This is a genomic window from Neobacillus cucumis, assembly GCF_002860255.1.
GTDB lineage: Bacteria > Bacillota > Bacilli > Bacillales > Cytobacillaceae > Neobacillus > Neobacillus cucumis_A.
In genome coordinates this window covers 145324-166478 of record NZ_PGVE01000107.1, presented here as the reverse complement: position 1 = coordinate 166478, position 21155 = coordinate 145324, and the positions used below count along the sequence as shown (strand labels likewise).

The 21155-nt window shown below is 33.1% G+C and carries 19 protein-coding genes; all 19 read left to right on the top strand.

What is annotated here, in order from left to right:
• Positions 1 to 13 precede the first annotated feature (13 nt).
• Complete coding sequence (locus CVD27_RS27380; protein ID WP_101652409.1) at positions 14 to 1021, top strand: glycosyltransferase family 2 protein; 1008 nt, start codon at positions 14 to 16, stop codon at positions 1019 to 1021.
• The gene (locus tag CVD27_RS27375) at positions 1021 to 2040 is read left to right on the top strand and encodes a glycosyltransferase family 2 protein (RefSeq protein WP_101652408.1); all 1020 of its coding nucleotides are present in this window, start codon (positions 1021 to 1023) and stop codon (positions 2038 to 2040) included. Before CVD27_RS27380 ends, CVD27_RS27375 begins: the two co-directional genes overlap by 1 nt.
• 4 nt (positions 2041 to 2044) lie before the next feature.
• Positions 2045 to 3076 (top strand): glycosyltransferase family 2 protein, encoded by a 1032-nt coding sequence (locus CVD27_RS27370; RefSeq protein WP_101652406.1) that lies wholly within the window; start codon positions 2045 to 2047, stop codon positions 3074 to 3076.
• Between the two features lie 58 nt (positions 3077 to 3134).
• A complete protein-coding gene (rfbF, locus tag CVD27_RS27365; RefSeq protein ID WP_101652404.1) occupies positions 3135 to 3932 on the top strand; it encodes a glucose-1-phosphate cytidylyltransferase in 798 nt (265 codons plus the stop codon).
• Complete coding sequence (rfbG, locus tag CVD27_RS27360; protein ID WP_101652402.1) at positions 3910 to 4989, top strand: CDP-glucose 4,6-dehydratase; 1080 nt, start codon at positions 3910 to 3912, stop codon at positions 4987 to 4989. Before rfbF ends, rfbG begins: the two co-directional genes overlap by 23 nt.
• Positions 4990 to 4994: 5 nt before the next feature.
• Positions 4995 to 5915, top strand: a complete 921-nt coding sequence (locus CVD27_RS27355; RefSeq protein WP_101652400.1) for an NAD-dependent epimerase/dehydratase family protein — start codon at positions 4995 to 4997, stop codon at positions 5913 to 5915.
• Between the two features lie 14 nt (positions 5916 to 5929).
• A complete protein-coding gene (gene rfbC, locus CVD27_RS27350) occupies positions 5930 to 6490 on the top strand; it encodes a dTDP-4-dehydrorhamnose 3,5-epimerase (protein ID WP_101652398.1) in 561 nt (186 codons plus the stop codon).
• Between the two features lie 28 nt (positions 6491 to 6518).
• The gene (locus CVD27_RS27345) at positions 6519 to 7529 is read left to right on the top strand and encodes a glycosyltransferase family 2 protein (protein ID WP_101652396.1); all 1011 of its coding nucleotides are present in this window, start codon (positions 6519 to 6521) and stop codon (positions 7527 to 7529) included.
• 18 nt (positions 7530 to 7547) lie between these two features.
• Positions 7548 to 8510 (top strand): glycosyltransferase family 2 protein, encoded by a 963-nt coding sequence (locus tag CVD27_RS27340; protein ID WP_257984515.1) that lies wholly within the window; start codon positions 7548 to 7550, stop codon positions 8508 to 8510.
• Positions 8507 to 9979 carry a lipopolysaccharide biosynthesis protein gene (locus tag CVD27_RS27335; protein ID WP_101652392.1) on the top strand — a complete coding sequence of 491 codons (1473 nt, stop codon included), beginning with the start codon at positions 8507 to 8509 and terminating at the stop codon, positions 9977 to 9979. The genes CVD27_RS27340 and CVD27_RS27335 overlap by 4 nt, the downstream gene beginning before the upstream one ends.
• Positions 9980 to 10002: 23 nt before the next feature.
• Complete coding sequence (locus CVD27_RS27330) at positions 10003 to 11004, top strand: 1-aminocyclopropane-1-carboxylate deaminase/D-cysteine desulfhydrase (protein WP_101652390.1); 1002 nt, start codon at positions 10003 to 10005, stop codon at positions 11002 to 11004.
• Between the two features lie 51 nt (positions 11005 to 11055).
• The gene (locus CVD27_RS27325; RefSeq protein WP_101652388.1) at positions 11056 to 12051 is read left to right on the top strand and encodes an ATP-grasp domain-containing protein; all 996 of its coding nucleotides are present in this window, start codon (positions 11056 to 11058) and stop codon (positions 12049 to 12051) included.
• A gap of 90 nt (positions 12052 to 12141) precedes the next feature.
• Positions 12142 to 13314 (top strand): DegT/DnrJ/EryC1/StrS family aminotransferase, encoded by a 1173-nt coding sequence (locus CVD27_RS27320; protein ID WP_101652386.1) that lies wholly within the window; start codon positions 12142 to 12144, stop codon positions 13312 to 13314.
• 36 nt (positions 13315 to 13350) lie between these two features.
• A complete protein-coding gene (locus tag CVD27_RS27315) occupies positions 13351 to 13971 on the top strand; it encodes a sugar transferase (protein ID WP_101652385.1) in 621 nt (206 codons plus the stop codon).
• A gap of 100 nt (positions 13972 to 14071) precedes the next feature.
• Positions 14072 to 15223 (top strand): aminotransferase class I/II-fold pyridoxal phosphate-dependent enzyme, encoded by a 1152-nt coding sequence (locus CVD27_RS27310; RefSeq protein WP_101652383.1) that lies wholly within the window; start codon positions 14072 to 14074, stop codon positions 15221 to 15223.
• Positions 15224 to 15540: 317 nt separating this feature from the next.
• Positions 15541 to 17496 (top strand): right-handed parallel beta-helix repeat-containing protein, encoded by a 1956-nt coding sequence (locus CVD27_RS27305; protein ID WP_101652381.1) that lies wholly within the window; start codon positions 15541 to 15543, stop codon positions 17494 to 17496.
• Positions 17497 to 17522: 26 nt separating this feature from the next.
• Positions 17523 to 18749, top strand: a complete 1227-nt coding sequence (locus tag CVD27_RS27300; protein WP_101652379.1) for a polysaccharide pyruvyl transferase family protein — start codon at positions 17523 to 17525, stop codon at positions 18747 to 18749.
• Positions 18750 to 18933: 184 nt separating this feature from the next.
• Positions 18934 to 19860 carry a beta-1,6-N-acetylglucosaminyltransferase gene (locus CVD27_RS27295; RefSeq protein ID WP_101652377.1) on the top strand — a complete coding sequence of 309 codons (927 nt, stop codon included), beginning with the start codon at positions 18934 to 18936 and terminating at the stop codon, positions 19858 to 19860.
• Positions 19861 to 19884: 24 nt separating this feature from the next.
• Positions 19885 to 21135 carry a diaminopimelate decarboxylase gene (locus tag CVD27_RS27290; RefSeq protein ID WP_101652375.1) on the top strand — a complete coding sequence of 417 codons (1251 nt, stop codon included), beginning with the start codon at positions 19885 to 19887 and terminating at the stop codon, positions 21133 to 21135.
• Positions 21136 to 21155: the final 20 nt, after the last annotated feature.

Sequence of the window (21155 nt, the reverse complement as noted above, 5' to 3'; positions counted from 1 at the left end):
AGGGAGGAGAGATATGGAAGGTGGAAATTTAGTTTCAGTCATAATACCAGTCTTTAATGCAGAAAATTATTTATCAAGATGTATTGAAAGTATTCTTGGTCAAACTCTTACATCTTTTGAGTTGATTCTCATAAATGATGGATCAGTGGATAGTAGTGGAGATATTTGTAATGCTTATGCTTCACTGGATGAAAGAATAAAAGTGGTACATATTGATAATCATGGACCAGGATATGCAAGGAACATAGGACTGGAAATGGCTAAAGGTAAATATATTCAGTTTACAGACAGTGATGATACATTACCGCCAAACTATATAGAAGCATTGTATCATCGTGTGGAACATGAAAATACTGATTTGGTGGTTTGTGGAATTACAAATGTAAAAAATAATAAAGAGATGAATAAATTTAAAATTGAAGACTTGTTAAGCAATCAAAATAAACCTTTAATTGAATTGTTTGTTCATTTATTGGAAAAGGGATTGGCCTATTCATCATGTAACAAACTATATCGAAATGATTTAATCCAAAAGGACAAAATTAAATTCGGGACAGAATTTAAATTAGGAGAAGATGCTCTATTCAATATCTCCTATCTAAAAAAATCAAATAAGATCTCATTTGAGAACAGTGTATATTATGAATATCATCAAAATAATGGAAGCCTCGTTCATAAATATGTTCAAAATAAGTATGAAATCCAAATGTATTTATATGAAAAACTAAAAAAATTAGTTGATGAAGGAACGAATATCCATACCAATGAAAATATGTATCTTTATTATCAATATGAATTTTCCTTTGTCTTCATCAATTATTATTTACCTGGCTGCCCAATGAGTCCAACAGAAAGAAAAAAAATGATATATGAAATCATACATGATGATATTATACAAGAAATTTTTAAAGTGCCTAATGAGCGTAGCAATTTACAAAAAATGATTAGAACTCTCGTTCGAATCAGAAACGCAACCGTAATGGACATCTTTTTAAGAGCGTTTAGAAGGAGATATTTATAATGACGTCATTATACTCGCCCCTATTATCGATTGTTATTCCTGTATATAATGCTGAAAAGTTCCTAAAACGTTGCATAGAATCTGTGCTTAATCAGAGTTTTAAAGATTTTGAAGTAATACTTGTGAACGATGGATCGATCGATGGCAGCGGGGGAATATGTGATTACTATTGTGAGCATGATGAACGGGTTCATGTTTATCATTTAAAAAACGGAGGTCCTTCATGGGCGCGTAACCATGGTATCAATCATGCAAAGGGTACATATATCACCTTTATGGATGCAGATGATTTTGTTGATAGCTCTTTTTCTGAAGCTGCTAATAGAGTTCGGTTACAAGATTATGATTTTATTGTAGCGCCCTATTGTATTGTGGACACAGCTGAAAAACCTATTCAACACTATCAATACCGAGAAAAATCATTCTCAAACAATGAAAGTAAAGGAGAGTTTTTGAGAACGATTTGGTTGGGGGAACCTCTATTTGGAAGCTGTTGGAATAAGTGGTATAAAAAATCAATTATAATGAAAAATAATTTAAAATTTAATAATGATTTTTATATCGCAGAAGATTTTTTATTTAATTTACATTATTATCGTGAATGCCGATCAGCCATTTTAATAAGTTCTGCTTATTATTATTACGTCCTGCATGGAAACAGCGTAACTTCGGGCATCTATTATAATCGCTTTGAAATAGCAAAAACAGTTTATGAAGAGTCTTTAAGACTATTAGCAGATTTAAATATTAACGATGTTAAATCGAGATCTTTTTTGGAAGAATCCTACTTAAGTGGTGTGCTGAGAGCTATGTTTGATCTAACAAAAGCAGAAAACAAGCTAACCTTTAAAGATAAAATGCTGGAACTAAAAAAGTATGTAAGTGATATGGAAGTCCGTTCGATTTTAAGGAACGATCAGACCTATAATTTCAATCGTTTGGCTTATTTCTGTTTGAAGTATCAGAGTCCACTCATTTATTATACTGCATTTAAAATTAGATACTTAATGAAGGGGTGACAATATGAAGATTCCTAAGATTAGTATTATTGTTCCCATTTATCAAGTTGAGCAGTATTTGGATCGTTGTATCCAATCTGTCCTAAATCAATCATTTAAGGATTTTGAATTAATTTTGGTCGATAACGGCTCAACCGATGGCTCTTCTGAAATTTGCAATAAGTATGGGGAAAAAGACGAAAGAATAAAATATCTTCAAAAAAAACATGGCTCCATAGCTTCGGGGCGCAATTATGGATTAAAACATGCCATAGGAGAATTTATTCAGTTTTTGGATGCGGATGATTGGCTAACGTCTGATATGTTACAGAAAATGTACGATACCTTACTTCACAGTCATTCCGATTTAGTTACCTGTGGGTATCAAAAAATGTATGTAAATGAGTTGGCAAAGGAATATTTTGTTCATTGTGAAGTAGAGGACCAAACATATAACAAGAAAGAATTTTTAACCATATGCGCAAAGTATTGTGAGAATTTTATCCTTTATTTTGTTTGGAATAAATTATATAGAGCTGAAATTATAAGAAATAACAGAATTAGATTTGATGAATCCATTACGAGAAGTGAGGATGTTCTTTTTAACTTGGATTATATTAAAAATGCGAATCGTTTTAGCTTTATAAAGGAACCACTATATATATATAATCGTTCAAATGTCAATTCAACATCCAAGGGTTTTCAAATTCAAGATGTAGAGATGCAAAGTATAACCTATGATCGGATACGCGCCTACCTTTATCAACAAGGGGTTTATCCTAGTAACGAGCGCCACTTGGAACACCAATATGCGGTGACAATGTTTTCTCTCATAGCTCAAGCCTATATTACAAGTTTGGAAGTATCAAAAGAAGTAAGAAGAAATTATATTAAAAGGATCCTAGGTAACGGCAGTACACAAAAAGCATTACAATATCACTCAAAAAGTGGTTTTTTAGCAAACATTATAAAATTTAAACTCTATAAATCCATATATACAACAGATATTATCTTTAAATTTTATTTCTTTTTAAAAGGAGGAAAGCTTATAGACTAAGCCTTCCTCCTTTTAATTTGGACTTCAATTTATTAATCAAGATGAATGGAGGAATAGCATGAAAGTTGTTATTCTAGCAGGTGGCTTTGGAACACGGATAAGCGAAGAAAGTCATTTGAAACCTAAACCAATGATTGAAATAGGCGGTAAACCAATCCTATGGCATATTATGAAATATTATTCTTCGTTTGGCTACAATGATTTTGTTGTTTGCTGCGGTTATAAGCAGTATGTCATCAAAGAGTTTTTTGCAGATTATTACCTGCATATGTCTGATGTAACATTTGATTTTACAGCTGAAAATAAAATGATTGTTCATAATAATCATACTGAACCATGGAAAGTAACTCTTATCGATACCGGCATAAATACAATGACTGGCGGACGTATTAAAAGAGTAAAAGAGTATATTGGAAATGAGCCATTTATGCTTACTTATGGGGACGGGGTAGCCAATGTTGATATCGAAAGATTAGTCGAGTTCCACAAAATGAATAATAAAATGGCAACCATAACGGCTATTCAACCTGGTGGACGATTTGGAATGCTTGACATTAATAAGGACGATCAAATTAACCATTTTAAAGAGAAATCGAAAGAAGATGGTGGTTGGATCAACGGAGGATTTATGGTGTTAGACCCTAAGGTTATTGATTTCATTGAAGGCGACTCAACTGTCTTTGAAAAAGAACCATTAGAGACCTTAGCAAGGATAGGAGAATTACAGGCATATAGACACGATGGATTTTGGCAGTGTATGGATACATTGCGAGATAAAGAGTTATTAGAAAATTTATGGTCAACTGGAAAAGCTCCTTGGAAAGCGTGGGATTATGTTGAACTTTTACAAAGGTAAAAAGGTATTTGTAACAGGTCATACCGGTTTTAAAGGAACATGGTTATGCAAAATGCTTATTAATGCTGGTGCAGAAGTTACTGGCTATGCACTACAGCCGCCAACTGAACCGAATCTATTTGCACTTAGCGGTATAGAGAATCAAATGAACTCCATTATGGGGGATATTAGAGATTTAATATTGCTAAAGCAGGTTTTCCATGAAGCCCAACCGGAGATTGCCATCCATCTTGCTGCGCAACCGATTGTAAGGGATTCTTATAGTGATCCTCATTATACATACGAAACAAATGTAATGGGGACAGTTAATTTTCTTGAATGTGTCAGGGAAAGTAAAACCATAAAATCTGTCCTAAATGTGACGACAGATAAAGTATATCAAAATCATGAGTGGGAATGGGGATACAGAGAAACTGACAATTTAAATGGTTTTGATCCTTATTCCAATAGTAAATCATGTTCAGAAATGATAACACAGTGTTATAAAAACTCATTTTTTTCTAATGAAGATATTTCCATATCTTCGGCAAGAGCAGGAAATGTAATTGGCGGCGGAGATTTTGCTAATGAGCGAATTATTCCTGATTGCATTAGGGCTGCAGCTAATAATGAACCGATCATCGTAAGGAATCCCTCATCAATCAGGCCGTATCAACATGTACTTGAGCCGCTTTATGCCTATCTATTAATTATCGAAAAACAATACCAAAACAAACAGGACGAAGGTTATTACAATGTTGGGCCAAATGAGAATGATTGTGTATCAACAGAAACATTAACAGATTTATTTTGTAAGGTATGGGGAGAAGGCTTACGCTGGGTTAATCAGTCCGATGGAGGCCCGCATGAAGCCCATTTCTTAAAATTGGACTGTTCCAAAATAAAGAGGACATTTGGCTGGGAGCCTAGATGGAATATTGAAAAGGCTATTGAGAAAACCGTTGAATGGACCAGAGTATATTTAAATAGAGGGCATATTGCCCATGTGATGGATGCACAAATCTTAGAGTTTATGGAAAATCATGAACGCGAACGTTCAAAAATTACGGTAGGGTGAGGTAAATGAAAAAAGCAATCGTAACTGGGGCAAATGGATATATAGGAAGTACACTTATTAAGGAAATGCAAAAGAATAATATCGAAGTTATTGCAGTTGTAAGGAATAAAGATTCGAAAAATAATACTCTACCAGAAAATGTTAAGATTGTATATTGTGAACTTGATTCCATATCCAGTCTAATTGATTTGGTTCCTGACAACGATATCGATGTTTTTTACCACTTAGCCTGGGAAGGAACAAGTGGCGGTGATAGAGCCAATTATCAAGTACAGTTGTTAAATGCCCAATATGCTTGTGATAGTGCGATAGCAGCCAAAAAATTAAATTGTAAAAAATTCATTTGCACAGGAACTATCACGGAAAAAATAGCAGAAAATATTTTAAATATTGAAGTGAAGGCAGAGAATACCATTTATGGTATTGCTAAGCACACCGCACATTGCCTTTTAGATGTTTTGTGTAAAAAACTTGATTTGCCATTTGTTTGGGCAAGACTGTCAAATATTTATGGAGGCCATAATGAAACAGGAAATATTATTAGTTATACGCTTCAAGAATTACGAAAAGGGAATAAACCATCGTTTTCGAAAGCGGAACAACCATACGATTTAATGTATGTGAACGATGCAGCTAAGGCTTTATATCTTTTAGGTAAAGAAGTAACAAGCGAAAATTGTTATTTTATTGGAAGTGGTTCACCACGTATTTTAAAAGAGTATCTACTTGCGTTAAAGGATGTCTATGGTAATGGGGCGGAACTTGGAATTGGTGAAAAGCCTGAGGATGGTTTGAAGTATTATTGGGAATGGTTTGATACAACCGATTTTGTAAGGGATACGAAATTTGATGCCGCAAATACATTTGAAGAAAATATACTTGAAACGATTCTTGGATTGACTAATGGAAAGATGCAAACTACCTGAAGGAGAGCTTATCAATGATTCAAAAGTTTTCATTTGAAGAATTGGATTTAAAAGGGGCATTTTTGATTAATCCCTTTGTAGCATATGATGAAAGAGGCCATTTTATCAAGGATTATTCTGAAGAAGTATTTAAGGATAATGGACTTGACCATGAGTTAAAGGAAGTATTTTATACGAGCTCTGAAAAAGGGGTGATCAGGGCGGTTCACTTTCAAAGAGTAAGAGAGCAAGCTAAACTGGTTCGTTGTATTACCGGGAAAATATTTGATGTGATCGTCGATCTAAGAAAAACCTCGCCAACTTATGGGAAGTGGAGAGGTTTTTTTCTTTCTGGTGAGAAGAAGGAATCGCTCTATGTTCCAGAACATTTTGGGCATGGATATCTGGTGATCGAACCATCCATTGTTTCATATAAGTGTTCAGAAAAGTTTTATGGGGAGTACGATGATGGAATTATATGGGATGACCCAGATTTAAACATTCATTGGCCATTAGATTTAGTTAATGAAAAGATTATTCTCTCTGAAAAAGATAAGCATCTGCAAAGTTTTAGAGAGTTTAACGAAAGGATATAGGTATCGTTCTAAAGAGGTGCAATAAATAATGGAGAAATTCTTTTCAATTTCAATCGCATTATGCACTTATAATGGTGAGAACTACTTGAAAGAGCAATTGCAAAGCATACTATACCAATCTAGGTTACCAGATGAAGTCGTGATTTGTGATGATGGTTCTACAGATGACACAATGGCTATTTTACAAAACTTTAAAAAAACAGCAACCTTTAAAGTTAGTATTTATCGGAATGAAAATAATTTAGGAAGCACAAAGAATTTTGAAAAATGTATAAACCTATGCGAAGGGGATCTTATCTTTTTATCCGATCAGGATGACTATTGGCTGCCAAATAAACTAAACATGATTGAGCAAGAGTTTATTAATCATCATAACTTAAATTTAGTTTTTACGAATGGAATCGTAGTGGATAACAACCTGACATTCTTAGGATACACCCTGTACCAATCATTAGGATTTGATGAGCGAAAAAAGAAAATCATTGATCAGAATAGAGAATTTGATGTGCTGATGTTTAGAGATGTAATAACAGGCTGTACGATGGCTTTTAAGAAAAGCTCCTTAAAAGCAAACAAATTCCCAGTAAATTGGATACATGATGCATGGATTGGGTTAATTATTGCTGCAATCTATCCAGGTTCAATTAAATATCTGAATGATCCATTAATTTATTATAGGCAGCACGGTTCAAACCAAGTTGGAGCATTAAATTGGGCAAACCTAGAACCTCACCAATCCGTAATTAGTTGTATTAAAAAGAATCAGTTTGATCAGATTGAGAAAACTTATAGCAATTTACAAAACATAAAAAACGACTTCGAAGAATCTAATATAGTCATACAAGATAATAGAACCATACAAAGATTTAATAAACTTTGTTTACATTATGAGAACAGAATGAAGTTAAATAGCAGTTTAATGAATAATCTGAGGATAGCATCCATTGAATTTATTACATTGCGCTATTCCAAATTCGCAAGGGGTGTACTTACATTATTTAGGGATTTGTTTTTTAATCGAAAAATAGAAAATGCCTAGTTTAGGAGGATATCACTTGTGAAAAATTTATTAGTTAGCATAAGTTGTACTACCTATAACCATGAAGACTATGTAACCGATGCAATTGAAAGTTTTTTAATGCAAAAAACAAACTTCGACTTTGAAATTTTGATACACGACGATGCATCGACTGATGGAACTTCTTCTATTATTAAAGAATTTGAAGAAAAATATCCTGATATCATCAAACCTATTTATCAAACTGAAAATCAGCACTTAAAAGGAATTAAAGCATCAGGGATCAATGTAAAGAGGGCAAAAGGGAAGTATTTAGCAGTTTGTGAGGGAGATGATTATTGGACAGATCCATATAAATTGCAAAAACAAGTAGACTATATGGAAAGTCATCCTGAGTGCAGTTTATGTGTTCATGCCGGTTATGTTGTGTCAGCATCAAATAAGGAAATACAAAGATATAGTCGACCTAACAAAATAAATAAAATTTATACAGCAGAGGAAATAATTGAATTTGGCGGAGGCCTTTTCTTAACAAATTCAATGCTTTACCGAACGGAATTAGACAGAAATCGGCCTGGATTTTTTGAAAAGGCACCTGTAGGTGATTATCCACTTGCCATAAATTTAGCCTTACAAGGTACAGTTTATTATATGGATGAATTGATGTCTGCTTATCGAGTAGGAGACAGCGGCTCCTGGACGGTTTCTAGCTTTTCTACTATAGATAATAAAATTAAGCACTTTGATCAGATTAGCATTATGCTTAATAGAATAAATCAATATACAAACCTTCAATATCAACATGTGATTACCAGAACAAAGAAGCGCATTCAGTTTTATCTCTTAGTTGAACAGGAAAAGTTTAAAGAAGCATTAAAAGAGGAATTCAAATTTATCTATTCGGAATTTGGGTATAAAGATAGGGCTCGTATGTTTCTTCAAGGTTACTTTCCAGGCATATTAATGTCTTTGATCACTATAAAAAGGAAATTAAATTTATGAATATTGAAGTAACAAAATCAAATATCATTTCCTCTTTATTTTGGAAATTTATGGAACGTATCGGAGTACAAGGTATACAGTTTATCGTGTCGATTGTGTTAGCCCGTCTCCTTAGACCAGAAGACTTCGGTACAATCGTACTTATTACTATTTTTATAGCTATTTCTGGAGTTCTAGTTCAAGGTGGTTTTAATACTGCACTGATTCAAAAGAAAGATGTGGATGAATTGGATTATTCATCTGTCTTTTACTTAAACATAATAGTTGCAAGTATTCTCTATATTGTACTTTTTTTTACTGCACCTTTTATAGCAGCATTCTATGAAGATATGCAACTAGTGCTTATGCTGAGAATACTTTCTGTAACATTGTTATTGGCCCCTTTTAGTTCAATTCAAAATGCTGTTATGGGGAAAAACATGCAATTCAAAAAACTGTTTTTAAGTAGTGTAGGTGCATTAGTGGTTTCGGGGATAACAGGGATTGTATTAGCAATTAGTGGTTTTGGTGTTTGGGCATTGGTAGTGTCACAAGTAATTAATCAACTGATGAATACATTCATTCTATGGTTTACGGTAAAATGGAGACCGAAATTACTTTTCTCATTTGAAAGAGTAAAAAGTTTATTCTCATTTGGTTGGAAGTTATTAGTGTCGTCATTACTTGATACCCTGTATACAAATTTACGAAGTCTTCTTATTGGTAAAATGTTTAGTCCGGCTATATTGGGTTTTTATAATAAAGGTGAACAGTTTCCAAGTCTCTTCGTAAGTAACATTAATGGTTCCATTCAATCAGTAATGCTTCCAGCTTTAGCATCTAATCAAGATAACAAACAAAGGGTAAAAGAGATGGTGCGTAGATCCATCGTGACCAGCTCTTTTATTATTTTTCCCATGATGGTTGGTTTGGCTGTTATAGCAGAGCCATTAGTTAAAATTATGCTTACAGAGAAATGGCTGCCAACCGTACCTTTCATGTTAATATTTTGTGCCTCATATGCGTTATGGCCTATTCATACGGCGAATTTGCAAGCAATAAATGCAATTGGACGCAGTGATATATTCTTAAAATTAGAAATTATAAAGAAAATAATAGGTATTATCATTCTAATAATAAGTATTCCATTTGGTGTATATACGATGGCTTTAGGTGTTCTAATTGGAGGAATAATTTCTGCTTTTATCAATGCATATCCTAATCTGAAGTTACTAAATTATAGTTACCTGGAGCAATGGAAAGATATTTCTCCTTCCTTAATCATCTCTCTTGTAATGGGAGCAGTAGTTTATAGCCTAAAGTTTTTAGAACTATTGCCGCTCCTAAATTTGACACTTCAAATATCGGTAGGAGTTTTTGTTTATATAAGTCTAGCGAATATTATAAAGTTGGAGTGTTATACCTACCTGCAATCAACTGGTAAAGAGTTTTTTAGGAGGAGAAGAAGGGTCAGTTATTTACATAAATAAATCTTTAGAATGGGGGTATTTATTTGGAAGAACATTTCTCTCCAACCCAAATTCATAAGTTAAATTATAGTGATGGTTTGAATGATTTTTATATAAAACGTGAAGATTTACTTCCTTTTTCATTTGGAGGTAATAAAGTTAGATTTGCTTCAGAGTATTTTAAAGATATGAAAAGATTAAACTATGATTGTATTATTTCATATGGAAATAGTCGCTCAAATCTAAATAGAATCATTGCTAATATGTCTAAAGTAAAAAATATCCCTTGTTACGTAATTTCACCAGCAGATGAATCAGGAGAGCGCATTGAGACGAACAATAGTCGAATGGTTAAGAACTTCGGGGTTACGTTTATTCCTTGCAAAAAGGAAAATGTTTCTCAAACAGTTTCATGGGTTCTAAATGAATGCAAATCAAATGGATTAAAACCTTACTATATTTATGGTGATATATATGGTAAGGGAAATGAGAAAGTAGCGATTAAGGCTTATGTTGAGGTTTATAATGAAATCCTTGAATTTGAAAAAGATAGTCAATTTAGTTTTGATTATATTTTTCTAGCATCAGCAACAGGTACAACCCAATCAGGATTAATATGTGGAAGATTATTAAATGGTGATAATAGACAAATAGTAGGCATTTCAATTGCCCGTAAAAAAGCAAATGGAAAAGAAATTATTCTCAATAATATAAGAGAATATTTGAAAGGCGATGAAGTTTTATTTAAGGAAGAGGATATTTGTTTTGAAGATAAATATGTTGTTGATGGTTATGGCGAATATAACATTGAGATAATAAAAGTAATAAAAGATATTTTAAACACTGATGGTATACCCTTAGATCCCACCTATACTGGTAAGGCATTTTGGGGAATGAGGGAATTCTTAAAACAAAAGAAAATAGAAGGTAAGAAGATTTTATTTATGCATACTGGTGGTACACCTTTATTTTTTGATTATTTAAATAAAATAAACGTTGGCACCGAAGATGAGCATCCTTATAATACAAACGTTTCCTTCTGCTAATAAGGGTACATCGAATAAAAATAAAAACAAAAATGAAGGGGAGCTTTCCAAATGGCAAATATATTAGTAACATCCATAGGATCGTTTGCTGCTGACATAGTGATAAAGACATTAAAGGCTAATGGTCATTACGTTGTAGGATGCGATATATATAGAAAAGAGTGGATTGCCGATGCCTATAATGTGAACGCATTTGAACAAGCTCCTTCCGTATTGGATATGGAAGCATATCTCGAGTTTATAATAAAGATTTGTAAAAAATATGATGTTCGGTACGTAATCCCTTTAATTGACTTGGAAGTAGATTTACTTTGTGTACAGAAGGATTTCTTGTTAAACCAGTACGGTATTATAATATGTACTTCAAATGAAGAAACAATAAAGAAATGTAGAGATAAATATATATTACCAGAATACCTCAAAGAAATAGGTATAAATAAAACAATCCCAACAATGCTTTTAAAAGAAACAAACGTTAAAGATGTTAATTTTCCCGTTATAGTCAAACCACGAAGTGGAAGAAGTAGTCAAGGATTTTTTATATTAAAAAATAGAGAGGAATTAAACTATTTTATTACCTGTAATAAAATAGACGATTATATAATCCAGCCATATATTGAAGGAGATATTATAGTTGTTGATGTGATTAAAGACCTCCTTTCCAAAAAAGTAGTAAGTATTTCAAGAAAAGAACTATTAAGAAATAAATCGGGTGCAGGAACCACTGTAGAAATAATTTCAAATAGATATCTAACAGGTTTGTGTGAATATATTGCAAACAAACTAAATATTATAGGTGCTGTATGTTTTGAGTTTATCTCTACGAAAGAAGACGATCTTTACTTTTTAGAGATCAATCCCAGATTTTCAGGAGGGGTAGAATTTAGTCATCTAGCTGGATATAACGTTGTATTAAATCATTTAGGATGTTATATGAATATTCCTATTGAACCAGATGCGACTATTCACAAAGGAATGATTATTGCAAGGAAATATGAAGAATATGTAACGAGAATGGATCATCTGATTACTAATGAAAGTAGATAATGAAACAAAGGACGACTCTAAACCTTAGACTGGTGAAATGGAGTCGTTCTTTTTTGTTACAAGAAACCTAATAAGGGGAGGATATTAATAATGAAACCGATTCAAGTAACCAGGTCCTCTATGCCCGCTTTTGAGGAGTATATGGAAGAAATTAAAGTCCTATGGGAAAGTCATTGGCTGACGAATATGGGTGAAAAACATAAACTTCTTGAAGCAGAATTAACTCACTATTTGAATACTCCAAACGTAACGCTTTTTACGAATGGCCATACTGCTTTGGAATGTGCCATTGCAGCTTTAAATCTTACTGGCGAGGTAATTACAACTCCGTTTACGTTTGCCTCTACCACACATGCCATTGTAAGGAACGGGCTGAAACCAGTTTTCTGTGACATTAACGAGAATGATTATACTTTAGATGTAAACAAACTAGAAATGCTAATTACAGATCAAACTTCTGCGATTATTCCAGTCCATGTATATGGGAATATTTGTAATGTAAATGAGATTGAAAGGATTGCAAAAAAGTTTAATCTCAAGGTGATTTATGATGCTGCTCATGCATTTGGAATAACAGTCAATGGTGAAGGAGTGGCCAACTTTGGGGATGCTTCGATGTTTAGTTTTCATGCTACCAAGGTCTTTAACACCATTGAGGGTGGCGCAGTAACATTTAGGAATCCTAATTTAAGGAAAGTCTTGAATGATTTAAAGAATTTTGGAATTACGGGCCCTGAATCCGTAGAGTATGTTGGTGGCAATGCCAAGATGAATGAATTTCAGGCCGCAATGGGCATCTGTAATTTGCGCCACATAGATGATGAAATTATGAAAAGAAAGGCTGTAGTTAGACGATATAGAGAAAATCTAAGTGGGATTAAAGGGATTAAGCTGTGCCAAATTCAGTTGGGCGTAAAAAGCAATAATTCATATTTTCCTGTTGTGTTTGAAGACTATAAATTGAATCGTGATGAAATTTATGAATTATTAAAGGAACATCATATTATCGCTCGCAAATATTTCTACCCTTTAACAAATAGCATTGATTGTTATAAAGATCGATTTAATTCTAACGATACACCAGTCGCGAAATATATTGCCGAAAGAGTCCTTACACTTCCTCTTTATGCAGATTTGGCCTTAGAAGATGTTGATAGAATTTGTGAGATTATTATCGAGTGTCAACCCAATAAAAAGGAATATCTTATTATTCCAAATGAATTGGGAAGGACGGTATCCAATAAAATCATCATAAATAGCTAATCCATTCGCCCGAAATGTAGGAAGTAGAGGTGGAATATGAAACGGTTATTTGATCTGCTAATCTCTTGCTTTATTTTGATACTATTTTCTCCCATTATACTCATAACTGCAATCTTATTAAGAATAAACATTGGAAAGTCCATTATTTTTAAACAACAACGGCCGGGTTTAAATGGCAGACTTTTTGAGCTTTATAAATTCCGAACGATGTCAGATGCAAGAGACGAAAACGGTGAATTATTACCAGATCATTTACGGTTATCTTCCTTTGGCCAGAGAGTTAGAAAGTGGAGTTTAGATGAACTTCCACAGCTAATCAACGTAATTAGAGGAGATATGAGTCTAATAGGCCCTAGACCATTACTATCTGAATATTTATCCTTATACAATGAAGAACAGGCTAAACGCCATCTGGTAAAACCAGGAATTACAGGCTGGGCCCAGGTTAATGGCAGAAATGCGATCACATGGGAAGAAAAATTTAAACTGGATGTATGGTATGTTGAGAATCGTAGCTTTAAACTTGATTTAAAGATTTTATTTCTAACCATTAGAAAGGTTTTAGCTTCAGATGGGATTAGTAATTATAATCATGTGACAATGCCGAAGTTTGGCGAGGAGCCTTCTGAGAATCAGTCAACTACCACATCATTGTAAATAACAACTATTTTTAATAGTATAGAATAATTTATGAAACAATCGATTCCTATTTAATCGATTTTTTTTTATTGAAAATAAATAAATGGGAGTGTGAAAGATGTTTAACGGCAAAGAAAAAATATATCTTTCTCCCCCACATATGAGTGGGAATGAGCAAACATATATAGATAGTGCGTTTGAGATGAACTGGATTGCACCATTAGGTCCAAACGTTGATGGTTTTGAAAAGGAAGTTGCTTCATTGGTTGGAGTTAGGGATGCTCTTGCAGTCAGTTCAGGAACTTCAGCTATTCATTTGGCATTAAAACTTCTTGACGTTAAACGAGGTGATCGGGTATTTTGTTCAACACTCACCTTTGTAGCTAGCGCCAATCCCATTATTTATGAAGGAGCAGAACCAGTATTTATTGATTCAGAGCCTGATACATGGAATATGTCTCCTGAAGCATTAGAACGTGCTTTAATGGATGCCGCCATACAAGGAGTTCTACCGAAAGCTGTAATAGTCGTTCACCTATATGGGCAAAGTGCGAAAATGGACGAAATTCTTTCTATTTGTAATAAATACCACGTCCCAGTAATCGAAGATGCAGCTGAATCACTTGGATCCACTTATAAAGGAAAAGCAAGTGGAACGATGGGGGCATTTGGAGTTTATTCATTTAATGGGAATAAGATTATCACCACATCTGGAGGTGGAATGCTTGTTTCAAACGACAGTGAAGCTATTGAAAAAGCACGTTTTTTAGCTACTCAAGCAAAGGATCCCGCACCGTACTATCAACACAGTCAAGCTGGTTACAATTATCGGATGAGTAATATTTTAGCTGGAATAGGCAGGGCGCAATTAGAAGTTCTGAATGAAAGGGTAAATGCAAGAAGGACCATCTATAATCACTATTCCCGATATTTAGCTAATCTTCCTGGGATTACATTTATGAGTGAATTAGAAAATACTCATTCCAATCGATGGCTAACAACTTTATTAGTTGATAAAGAAGCGTCAGGAATATCCAGTAATTCATTAATAGAGTTTTTGTTAGATGAAAATATAGAAGCACGACATGTATGGAAACCCCTGCACATGCAGCCGCTTTTTAAAGGGGCATTATATTATTCTCATAATGAAAAAGAGAATGTTGCAGAGGGATTATTTGAAAAGGGAATTTGCCTCCCATCTGGCTCTGCTTTAACAGAGGAACAACAAATGAGAGTAATCAATGGGATTTTAAATTTTATTTCCTGCTAGGTAAAATAACTGATTCCCAGTAAAAACAGGTAAGAGAGTGAATTAAAATGATCAATCTATCAAAAAAAATGACTCAAGAACAGTTTCAAAAGATTTTGATGTACACATACACTAGAGTCGAAAAATCAGATAAATTAGAGGTGGAGGAGTTAATAAATGAAATCATAAAGCAGCTAGAATCTAATTATATAAAGTCAAAATAAGCCCATAACAGCCCTTAAAAGAATAAAGATCCTTCTTTTCAATTTGAAACAGTTTGAATGATTAGAATACAAGAATCCTAAATTAAAATCTGTTTACTTACTGGAGGGGGATTATTGGAAACCAATAAAAGAAAACGGAGAAAACAACTGGGGTTGTATTCAATTTTGCTCTTATTAATTACTGTTATTTTGCTTTTATTGGAAAACCGTCATTTAATAGTACAAAACAAAGTAGTAGGAAATGTAGAAAAAGAATCTATTTCCTCTATATCATTAGATGCATCAAGCTACTCTTTAAAACTCAAAGATAGCCGACGTATCCCAGTCATTGCTAAGTATTCAGATGGTTCTAGTAAAAATGTTTCGAAACGAAGTGTCTATTCAACATCAGATAAGAAAATAGTTTCCGTAAACTCTACTGGGTTAATCACTGCAGTGGCACCCGGTTTTGCAAGCATTCAAATCAGTTATGAAGGGGTTGCGAAAACAATTGCTGTTTCTGTTTCCTCTAAGTCTCTTCATGTAAATGTTAAAGATTTTGGTGCCTATGGAAATGGAAAGCATGATGATACAAGAGCAATCCAAAAAGCCATTGATCATGCAGCGGCAAAAGGGGGAGGAGACGTATTCATACCAAAGGGAACCTATATTTTACACCCGATTTTTCTTAAATCCAAGGTTAATCTAGTCGGAGAAAGCCGCGATATTGTCACGTTAAAATTATCCAATCAGGCATCCGATGATTATACACGGGTTGTCAATTTGATAAACGTTAGTAATGTTAAAATCCAAAGCTTAACAATTGATGGGAATTCTAAAAAACATCCAAAGGGAATAGAACACATGCATTGTATTTTTGCTTGGGATAGTAAAAATATATTCATTGACAATAATCGGCTTATTCATGCGGTTGGAGATGGAATCTCTATTTCAGGTTCTGAGAAATCGAGCAATAAAGTCATTATTTCTAATAATATTCTTGTAGATAATCATCGGTCCAATATTGTACTTGAGCAAGTCAATCATTTACAAATTTTTAATAATACCAGTACGTCTAAGGTCGGCCGTCCTGCTCTGCACTTTGAACCTTGGGAAAAAATATCCTTTAATGATGCAAAAATTTGGGATAATACATTCTCCTCCAATACGGAGGGCTATTGTGTTCAACTGGAAGGAGGTAAAGATGAAGGCAATTTTTACTACAATGTTGATTTTTTTCGGAATAAAATAACTTGTACAGCTGGTCAGTTTCTTGTTATGGAAACCAAAAACGCAAAGGTTTATCAAAATATGCTTAATGTTGCGTCTGTATATGTTTGGATAAAGAACGAGGATCTCCAAATTTACAATAATAACATACATTCTCGGAACGGGATTGTTATCGAAGGGACTTGGGGAATTCTCTCAAAGGGAACTCAAATATTTAAAAATAGTATTATGACAAAAGGAAATGGCCTATCTATTGCAGCTGGTTCACAAAATACAAAGATTTATCAAAACAGTTTTACAGGTACAGGAAAAACAGGTGTCTATCTTTTTGCTACTGCAACAAATATTACAAAAACAACTGTATCTGATAATACTTTTAAAAATTTTGAGTACGGTATTTTTACTGATTATAACTATTATGATAATAAACGTATTACAGGTTTATTAGTACGCGGGAATACTTTTGCAAATATAGATGAGTATGCTCTTTATATCAAAGGAACTACATCAAATGTAACATTTGATAAGAACAAGGTGGTAAAAGCTTCAGGTGTTAATATTTTAGCAAACGATAGACTTATGTCTAATATATTAGTTTCAAATAATATTATTTCTGGCGGTGAACAGGGGATCGTCCAAACACAAAGCGGTAATGGTTTCTTAAAAAGTTTAACGATTTCTGGAAATATAATTTCCAATTCAACTGCCAAAGGTGATATGTATTCTACTGGGGCCGCCATTGAATTAGCTCAAAATTCCATTCCGCCTTCAAATGTGTTAATTAAAAAAAATAAGTTAATAAATAACATAAGAAATTTCATAACCGTACCTAAATCTTTGGCAGATTCCATCAAAAAGTAAATGAAATTTAACGGAGTGGGATATACATGTTAGAAAAAATAGAAAGTTTAAAGAGTTCAGTTGTTACAAAAATTGTCCCAATCGGATGGAGATTAAAAATTAAAAGTTTACGTTCTGGTATTAATCATGATTCCTTAATTTCCAAAAACGAACCAAAAATCATTGTGGCGATTGCTGCTGATTATGGGAATCTTGGCGACATAGCGATAACACATGCCCAAATCAACTTTTTAAGGGATCATTTTCCCAGACACAAAATTATCCCTATACATGTTGATGATTTTTTTATGATTATCAAATTAAAGAAGTTGATTAATGATGTCGATATCATTACAATCATCGGCGGCGGGAATATGGGTGACCTGTATGAAGGGTTGGAGAGCTATAGAAGATACATTATTCATTTATTCCCTAATAATAAAATTATTTCGTTTCCTCAATCTATTCATTTTCAAGAAAAGAAATCCCTTGATAAAAGTATAAAAATCTACTCAAAGCATCAAAATTTGCACATCTTTGCAAGAGAAATGCAATCATATGAAATAATGAAAGATTGTTTTAGGAAAAATAATGTTTATTTAGTTCCAGACATAGTCCTATCTCTTAATAGAATTGAGCCTATTTTAAAAAGGGATGGTATTATTATTTGTTTACGAAATGATCTTGAGAAAAAAATATCCAGAAATCTAACAGACAGTCTTGTATCCTCTATAAAAGATAGATACAAAAAAGTGAGTGAGCATGACACTGTTATAAATAATTACTCTGTAGAATTTGCTATGAAGGAATTGGATAGGTTTTTGGAAAATTTTAAAAGTGCAAAAGTTGTCGTTACTGATAGACTCCATGGGATGATTTTTTGTGCCATTACCAATACTCCTTGTTTAGTGCTGCCAAATAGTAATCATAAAATTGCCAGTACCTATCATCAATGGTTAGTTAATTTCAAACATATTATTTTAGTAGAGAAGTTTGATGAAGAAACGATGTTAGGGCTTATCGACACTCTTTATGATAGTCAAACATCGGAAACGATGTTTAACTCCGATTTTAATGACAAGTTTACTCCATTATTAAAAGCGTTAAAGGATGAAGTATATTACTCGAGGAAACGACTAAAGCTGCTTAAAGCATCAATTAAACTATTTGGATGGATATTTCATAATCATTCACTAAGACATATCGCTTTACTTGTGTATCTACTTAACATGGATTTGGACTTTTTTATATTTATGATAACAGGGGTTTTTTAAAGGATTAGGTAATGCTATATTGACTTGTTCATTATAAAGAACTAAAATTAGATTAAAGTTTGTAGATAATATATTGATTCATTTCATAAACAGTTAATTAAAATCTCTTTCAAAAAATTTTTTTATTCAAAATGTTCTATTTTAAGAACAACTCCTCATTTCATCTTTTAAAGGAGATAGTTGAATGAATACACCTCGAACCGCATTTATTTTACAGATTCATAAAAACCCAGAACAAGTAAATATGTTTATCCAACAGCTTATTTCTGATAATCAAGCAGATGTATATGTTCATATAGATAGGAGAAGTTACGAAAAAATTCACGGTAAAATATTGAAACATCCCAATGTAAAAGTACTCGAAAATTGTGTTGTCTGTGAGTGGGGAAATATTAGCCAAATTACGGCCACTCTTTTGTTATTGAGAGAGGTAATGGCATCTAAGAAAAATTATGATTATGTCTGCTTAAGAAGCGGGCAAGATATATTGGTTAAGGAGGGCTTTAAGGATTTTCTAATAGCAAACACGGGGAAAATTTATATGGGTTTTCGAGAGATCACGAAGAAAGATTTAGTTGGAATGGAGATTAATTGGCCAAAAGTAACAAGGAGACGTTTTAATTCAGCTCATCCCTTTAGGATCTACAGGAGAATTATTCATGATTTATACCAAAAGGGAATCAATCTATTCCCCAATAATAATCGGTGGCCAAAAGAATATACGTTTTATACTGGTTCACAGTGGTTTACAATCTCACTTGAAGCTGCTCAGTATATCATTGAATTTATAGATAAGAATGACTGGTATTATAAATTTTTTGAACATACCCTGGCTCCAGATGAATGGTTTTTTCACACATTAATTATGAATTCACCACTAAGATCTAAAGTAGTTAAGAACAATTTATTATATTTAAAATGGGGAGAATCCTTTACGGATATAGGATCCCCTTTGTGTTTAACTAGTAAAGATATACAACAAATTGAGGAATCTAATCATTTTTTTGCAAGAAAATTTGATGAAGACGTTGATAAATCTGTCATTCAATATTTTATAAATAAGGTGAGGCTTGGTGGGAATACCAATGCAAGAATAAGAATGAATGTTTAAATAGGGCTAAAAGGGTGAGAATACATGCAGTTAAATTACGATCTAATTAAGGGTTTGGAACAAGAGTATGGATCATCATTTTTCTTACTTGATGTTAATAAGTTAAGGAATAACTTCAAAAAAATAGAACATGCATTTAAAAGCAGATATGAAAATTTTCTAATAGGGTATTCCTATAAAACAAATTATTTACCTTATTTATGTAGTCAGATGGATCAGTTGGGTGCATATGCTGAGGTTGTATCGAGATTAGAATATGATTTAGCTATAAAAATCGATGTAAATCCGAGAAACATCATTTTTAATGGACCATTAAAAACGTATGAGGATATAGAAACAGCTATAAAAAATGAAAGTATCATAAACCTTGATTCTCTATATGAAGTAGACAATGTCATTCAATATTGCTTAGAAAAAAGGAATAAACAAGTAAAGGCAGGGTTGAGAGTAAACTTCGATATTTCCAATAATGGCGAAAGTCCTCTTCAAGAAGGGTATGAAGTAAGCCGATTTGGGCTATGTGTATCAAACGGAAATTTTCAAAAAGCAGTTCAAAAACTCATAGAATTGGAGAATATTAAAATCGTAGGTTTACATGGTCATTTTTCTACCAGAGAAAGAAAGGTGGAAACATATAGGAACATTACAAAGGGATTATGTGAATTAGCCAAGCAATACATTCCAGATTCAGTTGAATATATTGATATAGGTGGTGGAATTTATGGAGAACTTCCATCCAGCTTTAATCTACAGATCCCAAGTTTTGATGAATACGCTGAAGAGGTTTGTAAAATCATGAACGCAGAATTTGGAGGTAAACCAAGAAAACCCTATTTAATTTTAGAACCTGGTATTTCGATGGTGGCAAATGCGTTTAAATTTATTGCAAAAGTGATAGATATTAAAACAGTTCAGGAACAATTTTTTGTCCTCATAGATGGTAGTGTGCACAATGTTAAACCTACCATGCATAAAAGAAATCTACCCATGCATCTTGTAAAGAAAAATGTAGAACAGCAGTCACATGCAATGTATAACATTGTTGGTTATACCTGTATGGAAAAGGATTATTTGGCTTATGACGTGGAAGGGGAATTACCGGAAAGGGACGATTATATTATTTTTGATAATGTTGGGGCATATACGATTGTGTTTAACCCGCCTTTTATAAAAGAAAGACCAAGCATAATAGCAGTCGAAAACAAAGAGTTTTTTGTCGTACGAAAAAAAGAGACGATAAAAGAATTTTTCAATGAAGACCTTTATGTATTTTAAAAAAATAGACTAGAGGGATA

Bases quoted from the DNA above. Each gene is read 5' to 3' on its own strand.
- CVD27_RS27295 (WP_101652377.1), top strand. From the start codon at position 18,934: ATGAATACACCTCGAACCGCATTTATTTTACAGATTCATAAAAACCCA.
- CVD27_RS27300 (WP_101652379.1), top strand. From the start codon at position 17,523: ATGTTAGAAAAAATAGAAAGTTTAAAGAGTTCAGTTGTTACAAAAATT.
- CVD27_RS27320 (WP_101652386.1), top strand. From the start codon at position 12,142: ATGAAACCGATTCAAGTAACCAGGTCCTCTATGCCCGCTTTTGAGGAG.
- rfbC (WP_101652398.1), top strand. From the start codon at position 5,930: ATGATTCAAAAGTTTTCATTTGAAGAATTGGATTTAAAAGGGGCATTT.
- CVD27_RS27335 (WP_101652392.1), top strand. From the start codon at position 8,507: ATGAATATTGAAGTAACAAAATCAAATATCATTTCCTCTTTATTTTGG.
- CVD27_RS27290 (WP_101652375.1), top strand. From the start codon at position 19,885: ATGCAGTTAAATTACGATCTAATTAAGGGTTTGGAACAAGAGTATGGA.
- CVD27_RS27325 (WP_101652388.1), top strand. From the start codon at position 11,056: ATGGCAAATATATTAGTAACATCCATAGGATCGTTTGCTGCTGACATA.
- rfbG (WP_101652402.1), top strand. From the start codon at position 3,910: ATGTTGAACTTTTACAAAGGTAAAAAGGTATTTGTAACAGGTCATACC.
- CVD27_RS27380 (WP_101652409.1), top strand. From the start codon at position 14: ATGGAAGGTGGAAATTTAGTTTCAGTCATAATACCAGTCTTTAATGCA.
- CVD27_RS27355 (WP_101652400.1), top strand. From the start codon at position 4,995: ATGAAAAAAGCAATCGTAACTGGGGCAAATGGATATATAGGAAGTACA.
- CVD27_RS27370 (WP_101652406.1), top strand. From the start codon at position 2,045: ATGAAGATTCCTAAGATTAGTATTATTGTTCCCATTTATCAAGTTGAG.
- CVD27_RS27375 (WP_101652408.1), top strand. From the start codon at position 1,021: ATGACGTCATTATACTCGCCCCTATTATCGATTGTTATTCCTGTATAT.
- CVD27_RS27345 (WP_101652396.1), top strand. From the start codon at position 6,519: ATGGAGAAATTCTTTTCAATTTCAATCGCATTATGCACTTATAATGGT.
- CVD27_RS27315 (WP_101652385.1), top strand. From the start codon at position 13,351: ATGAAACGGTTATTTGATCTGCTAATCTCTTGCTTTATTTTGATACTA.
- CVD27_RS27310 (WP_101652383.1), top strand. From the start codon at position 14,072: ATGTTTAACGGCAAAGAAAAAATATATCTTTCTCCCCCACATATGAGT.
- rfbF (WP_101652404.1), top strand. From the start codon at position 3,135: ATGAAAGTTGTTATTCTAGCAGGTGGCTTTGGAACACGGATAAGCGAA.